The 5,999-nt window shown below is 68.4% G+C and carries 4 protein-coding genes and 2 pseudogenes; 4 read left to right on the top strand and 2 right to left on the bottom strand.

The genetic code is table 11. The annotated features are described in order from the left end of the window. Positions 1-145 precede the first annotated feature (145 nt). Both IPV09_RS14380 and IPV09_RS13960 read left to right on the top strand, forming a co-directional pair. Positions 146-898, top strand: a complete 753-nt coding sequence (locus IPV09_RS14380) for a pentapeptide repeat-containing protein (RefSeq protein WP_242681658.1) — start codon at positions 146-148, stop codon at positions 896-898. 260 nt (positions 899-1,158) lie between these two features. Next, positions 1,159-2,439 (top strand): annotated as a pseudogene (locus tag IPV09_RS13960) (IS3 family transposase). Here the strand turns inward: IPV09_RS13960 and IPV09_RS13965 are convergent. Next, positions 2,403-3,194 (bottom strand): annotated as a pseudogene (locus IPV09_RS13965) (IS3 family transposase); the annotation flags it as partial. The pseudogenes IPV09_RS13960 and IPV09_RS13965 sit on opposite strands and share 37 nt — an antisense overlap. Before the next feature lie 8 nt (positions 3,195-3,202). On the opposite strand from IPV09_RS13965, the gene IPV09_RS13970 reads away from it, so the two are divergent. Beyond that, a complete protein-coding gene (locus tag IPV09_RS13970) occupies positions 3,203-4,432 on the top strand; it encodes an MFS transporter (protein WP_207475956.1) in 1,230 nt (409 codons plus the stop codon). A 6-nt stretch (positions 4,433-4,438) separates the two neighbouring features. Continuing rightward, the gene (locus IPV09_RS13975) at positions 4,439-5,329 is read left to right on the top strand and encodes a 3-methyladenine DNA glycosylase (RefSeq protein ID WP_207475958.1); all 891 of its coding nucleotides are present in this window, start codon (positions 4,439-4,441) and stop codon (positions 5,327-5,329) included. Here the strand turns inward: IPV09_RS13975 and IPV09_RS13980 are convergent. Beyond that, the coding region (locus IPV09_RS13980; protein ID WP_207475960.1) for a DUF1707 domain-containing protein at positions 5,289-5,999 on the bottom strand (711 nt) is incomplete at its 5' end. The two genes, IPV09_RS13975 and IPV09_RS13980, sit on opposite strands and share 41 nt — an antisense overlap.

The following is a 5,999-nucleotide window of genomic DNA, read 5'->3' on the forward strand; positions in this document are numbered from 1 at the left end:
CTCCGCGGTTCCGCCCTGGGGTTCCGGAACCTCACCCACTACATCGCCAGATCACTGCTCGAGACCGGCGGATTCAGACCCCAACTACACCCTGCATTGTGATGAGCCCGTAAAGCAGGCCGTGACGCCGACTTCATTGAGAGGGATGATTGGTCTCGTGAGAGCCAGCACATCGAGCAGAGGGGACTCCTCCTCCAATGCGTCCACGTTCTGGGGTGACCCCCCCTGGTGGTTCAGGGACTTCGTGCTGGCCATGCTCGTGGCGCTAGTGGCCTTCGGGCTTCAGCTCCACTTCGACGCTGAACGAGAGTCTCGTGGGATCCGGATCGAGTCCGAACGAGAGTCGCGTGCGATCCGCATCGAGAATCTCCGCTTTGTGCGCGAGAGAAGTTCGAGCGACCCTAATCTCCCTCGGCCGTTTCAAGGTATGGACCTTGCGTACCAGAACCTCTCTGGTCTCCTTTTGGTTAACGCGAACCTGGAGGCTGCGGACTTGAGGGGCACGAACATTGCGTTGGCGGACCTCCGCAACGCGAATCTCCGCCACGCGGATCTTTCTGGCGCACGCCTTGTCGGCACACGGCTCAAGGACGCGCAACTAGTGTCTGCGGACCTCACGGGTGCGTCCTTTTTTGTGGGGGACCTGGCAGGCGCGCAGCTGACCGTTGCAAACCTGACTGGTGCCGACCTGAGGTCCGCAGACCTGACCGGCGCGAACTTGGTAGGCGCGAATCTGACGGACGCTGACCTCACCGACGCCGACCTCACCGACGCCGACCTCACCGACACGAACGTCACCGACACCACCCTCGCCGATATCTGTCGATTCACTTCGCCTCCCAAAGTGCCCGAGAACGTGCACCTCCCCGATCCCAATACCCTTCGGGGGTGCACGTAGAAGCGCAAGTAGAGAGGTCAAGTCCCCGGCATGTGACAGATGACGGTGGGTGGTCGGCCGACGTCGCCAGCGTGCTGTGTGGGATGGGGGGCGTGGGTGGCCGGCCCCGTGGTTAGGTCCAGCCGTTGTGTGAGTCGTCGGGCTTCAATTGATGGTTGCATTGGGGAGCGTAGTCGATCGGTGCGAGGTATCCGAGGGATGAGTGCTGAAGCGCCCCAGGTTTGATGCCGCTCCTGTTTGAGTCAAGGAGAATGAGCACCATGCCCAAGATCATCGATCCAGAGCTGAAGGCCAGAGCTGTACGTCTGGTCACTGAGCACCAAGCCGAGTACCCGTCGTTGACGGCCGCGGCAGCGGCCGTGGCGAAGCAACTCGGTCTCGGGAAGGAGACCGTGCGGCGCTGGTTGTCCAGGCACAGGTCGACACCGGCGAGCGCGACGGGACCACCACCGAGGAGCAGGTCGAGGTGAAGCGGTTGAAGGCCGAGAACCGGCGCCTGCGCGAAGACGTCGCGATCCTGAGAGCGGCAACGACTTTCTTCGCGACCGAACTCGACCCCCGCAACCGCTGATGGCCGGCTTCATCGACCAGATGCGAGCCGAAGGTCACGCGGTCGAGTCGATCTGCCGGGTCCTGCGGGAGCAGGGCTGCCAGATCGCCGCAAAGAACCTACCGATCCTGGACCAAGGCCCCGGCAGCGACCCGGACAGTCACTGACGCCGTCGTCATGGACCGGGTCCGTGACCTCGCGTGGATCACCAACCAGGCCGGACAGCGCCAGATGACCCCAGAGGGTCTCTACGGGCGTCGGAAGATGACCGCCCTGCTGCGCCGCCAACCAGGCTTCACCGACGCCTCGGCCGGCAGCGTGGACCGGGCCATGACCAGCCCCGGACTGTCGGGGGTGCGCCGGGGCAGGGGCATCCGCACCACCATCCCCGCCAAGGACGGCACCCGGGCAGGTGACCTGCTGGACCGCGACTTCACCGCCCCACATCCGGACCACACGTGGGTGATGGACTTCACCTACCTCCGGACCTGGGCCGGGTTCTGCTACGGTCGCGTTCATCCTCGATGTGTTCTCCCAACGGATCGTGGCCTGGCACGCCGCCACGACCATGCACACCGACCTGGTCCTGACCCCGCTGCGGATGGCTGTGTGGCAACGCGACCGCGACGGCTACCCGATCCAGCCCGGATCGTTGCGGGCGCACTCGCATGCCGGGTCCCAGTACACGTCGCTGCGCTACACCCAACGCCTCGCTCTGGAGCAGATCCAGCCCTCGATCGGTTCGGTCGGGGACGCCTATGACAATGCCTTGATGGAGTGCATCAACGGCCTCTACAAGACCGAGTGCATCCGCACCACGATCTTCCATGCCGGCCCCTACAAAGACGCTCGCTGACGTCGAGTCGCCACCGCCGGCTGGGTCGATTGGTACAACAACCGACGCCTCCACTCCAGCTTGGGATACGTTGCCCCTGTGGAGTACGAAACCGCCCACTACGCCGCCCTCGACCGAGAGCCGCAACCCGTATGAGAGCGGCAGAGAACCTGGGGCGCTTCATGCCTGCGGTCGTGGTTGTACTCGGTCTTCCAGTCGGCGATGACGACCTTGGCGTGGACCAGGGAGTAGAAGCTGTTGATGTTGAGGCATTCATCGCGAAGGCGTGCGTTGAACGATTCGACGTAGCCGTTGCGCCACGGGGACCCGGGCGGGATATAGGCCAGGCCGGTGCGGGTGCCGGCCCAGTCGGCCATCGCTTCACTGATGAACTCGGGTCCGTTGTCGCTGCCCAACACCGCCGGGACACCGCGTTCGGCGGTGAAGTCCTCGAGGTGGTCGGTGAGCCGCTCGGCGGTGATGGATCGCTCGACCAGCCCACCGATGCACTCGCGGGTGTGTTCGTCGACGATGGAGCAGATCTTGATGGTGCGGCCCTGCTCGTCGCTGTGGAACTGGAGGTCCACCGCCCACACCGCGTTCGGTGCCGACGCCGCCGTCGGGTCGATAGTGGAGGACCCGACCCGCTCGCGGCGTCGCCGCTGCGGCACCCGCAGCCCTTCGTCACGCCACAGCCGTTGGACCAACTTGTGGTTCACCACCCAGCCCTCGCCACGGGCATCGTGGTAGGCGCGCCGGTACCCCCATCTGGGGTGCTTCTTGGCGTAGGCACGAAGCCAGTCCCGCAGCCCCAGGTCCGGGTCTGCCGTCGTGCCCGTCTGGAGCGGGCGGCGGTACGCGGACCTGCTCAGCCCGGCCAGTCGGCACGCCATCCGCTCACTGAGGGCGAGAGCTGTCCGTGAGCCTGCCCAGCACCGTGTTCAGCGTGGCCGAGCTCGGCCGGGCCCGGCTGGGCGTCGGCCTGATCTTCCTGGCCAACGGCGCCGGGTTCGCGAGCCTGGTGCCGCGGCTGCCCGAGGTGAAGGCCGAACTGGGGCTCACCAATGCCCTGTTCGGGACCGCGATCGCCGCCTTCCCCGCCGGCGCGTTCGCGTCCGGGCTGTTCGCCGCGGTGCTGATCCGTCGGTGGGGCTCACCCGTGGTCGCCTGGGTCGGCATGGTGCTGTCGATGCTCTCGATCCTGGCCGCGGCGGCCGCCCCCAGCCTGGTGGTGTTCATGGCCGCCATCTTCCTGGCCGGGTGCGCGGACTCGGTCACCGACGTCGCCCAGAACCATCACGCGCTGCGGGTGCAGAAGCAGCTGGGCCGGAGCATCATCAACAGCTACCACGCGATGTGGTCGGTGGGTGCCCTGCTCGGCGGCGCCCTGGGCGCCGGCGCCATCGCGGTCGGGCTGGACCGGTTGGCGCACCTGGCCCTGGTCGCGGTGCTGCTGGTCGCGGTGACCACGGCCGGATGGCGAATGATGCTGCCAGGTCCCGAACCCACCGAGGCCACCGCCGACCACCCCGACCACAGCGGCGAGGGCCGCAGTTCGTGGCTGCGCCACCCCTGGCTGGTGCTGGCCGGTCTGTCCCTGCTGGCCATCGCCGGGGCCGTCATCGAGGAGAACGCCGGCACCTGGGCCACCCTGTACATGTCCACCGAACTGGGCGTCGCCGGCGGTCTGACGGCGGCGGCCTACGTCGCGGCGATGGCCTTCCACTTCCTGGGACGGGTCAGCGGCGACGCTCTGGTGAACAGGCTGGGGCAAGCCCTGATGGCCAGGCTGGGTGGCGCGCTGGTGGTGGTTGGCATGGGGCTGGCGATCGCCTTCCCCAGCCCGTGGATGACAGTGGTCGGCTACGCCTGCGCCGGGTACGGGGTGGCGACCATCATCCCGTCCATCTTCGAGGCCGCCGACGCCATGCCCGGCTTCAAGCCCGGCACCGCGCTGATGGTGACCTCGCTGCTGCTGCGCATTGGATTCCTGGTCTCACCGCCGTTGCTCGGACTCGTCGCCGACGCCACCGCCATCCGCTGGGCGCTGCTGGTCGTCCCGGCCGCCGGGCTGCTCGTGGTCGCCCTGGCGGGCATCCTGTCCGGACGCCACGCCTCGTCCGACGTGCCCGTTCCGGCGAGCCGCTAGGACGCCATGGAGCTCCTGAGCGCCGAGCAGTGGCGTGCGCGCCGCGACGCCCACGAGCAGCGCGCCGGAACGCTGCTCGCCGACGTCATCCAGCGGCGCTCGACCGGGCAGCGCCACCCCGTCGAGGACTTCATGTTCGACTACTACCGGCTGCGTCCGGGTCAACTGGTCGAGTGGCACCCCGGCCCCGAGGTCCTGCTCGAGGACGCCGACGAGATCGCGACTAGACGCTGGTACCGCACCGTTGAGCACCAGGGACGGAGGCTGGTCGGCGTCGACGTCCCTGCCCTCGCCACGGCGCGCGCCACCACCATCGGGTTCACGGGACGACTGCTGCGCGGCACCGCGCAGCGGGCGCCTCAGTTCGGCTGCTTCGGCATGCACGAGTGGGCGATGGTCTACGGACTGGCACCCGGCGACGTCCGCCACGCGGGCCTGCCGCTGCGCTTCGAGCCGGCCACCATCATGGCCATCGTCGACCAGAACGGCCTGCGCTGCAGCCACTACGACGCCTTCCGGTTCTTCACCCCCGAGGCCGCACCCAGCAACCAGCGACAACTCACCCGCGACGACCAGCTCGACACTGACCAGGGCGGCTGCCTGCACGTCAACATGGACCTGTACAAGTTCGCCGGCAAGCTGTTGCCGCTGACCCCGTCCGAGCTGCTGCTGGACTGCTACGAGTTGGCCCTGGAGATTCGCGAACTCGACATGCGCGCCAGCGCCTACGACCTGTCCGGCTGGGGCTACCAGCCGGTCGCTGTCGAGACCCCTGCCGGCAAGGCCGACTACGTCGCCCAGCAACGCGGCTTCGCGGCCCGCGCCCAGGTACTGCGGCAACGACTGCTGGACCTGCTCAGCGCGACGGGGGCAGAGCCGCTGTCGACCCCCGGGTGACGAAGTAGGTGATGCCGCTGCTGGCCACGGCCGTCCCGAAGGCGGCCAGCCAGACCAACCCGGCGACCCCCTGCGCGGCCACCCCGAACAGCAGCGCCATGGTGCACAGGGTTGCCGCGCCGGTCAGCAGACCCCACAGCGTCATGATCACCGAGCGTCCGGCGTCCGACCGAGGCCTCGGTGCCGGCAGCGGGTGGGCGCTGGCGCAGTCGTGCGGCCACACCGGCGCCGGCCGGGTCGTCGGCATGCTCGGCGGCAGCCCGGACGCCGGCAGATCCGCGGTCAGGCGCAGCAGCTCGGCCTGGGTGGTGGCCATCACCGCACGGGTGGTCCGCTCGTCCAGTTCGGCCGGGGCCAGTCGCCCTGCGGCGAAGTGTGACGCCAGCACCTCGCAGGTCCGATCACGTTCGGCGTCGCCGATGCGCATGCCCCGCGGAGCGCTCGGGGTTGGCGCCGGGTCGAGGTGGCCCAGTTCGATGGTGGGCGGCTCGTGGGCCGGGAACGCCTGGGTCGGGAACGGCTGGGTCGGGAACGGCTGGGTCGGGTACGCCTGGGAGGGCAACGCCCGGATGGGGAACGCCTGGGGTGGGAATGCGGGGGCGACTGGCAGCGACACCGTCGGATGGTCGGCGCCGGGCAGGGGAGCGAGGTGTGCGGTGGTCATGGCTCC

Source organism: Tessaracoccus sp. SD287 (genome assembly GCF_017355265.1).
Lineage (GTDB): Bacteria > Actinomycetota > Actinomycetes > Propionibacteriales > Propionibacteriaceae > Aestuariimicrobium.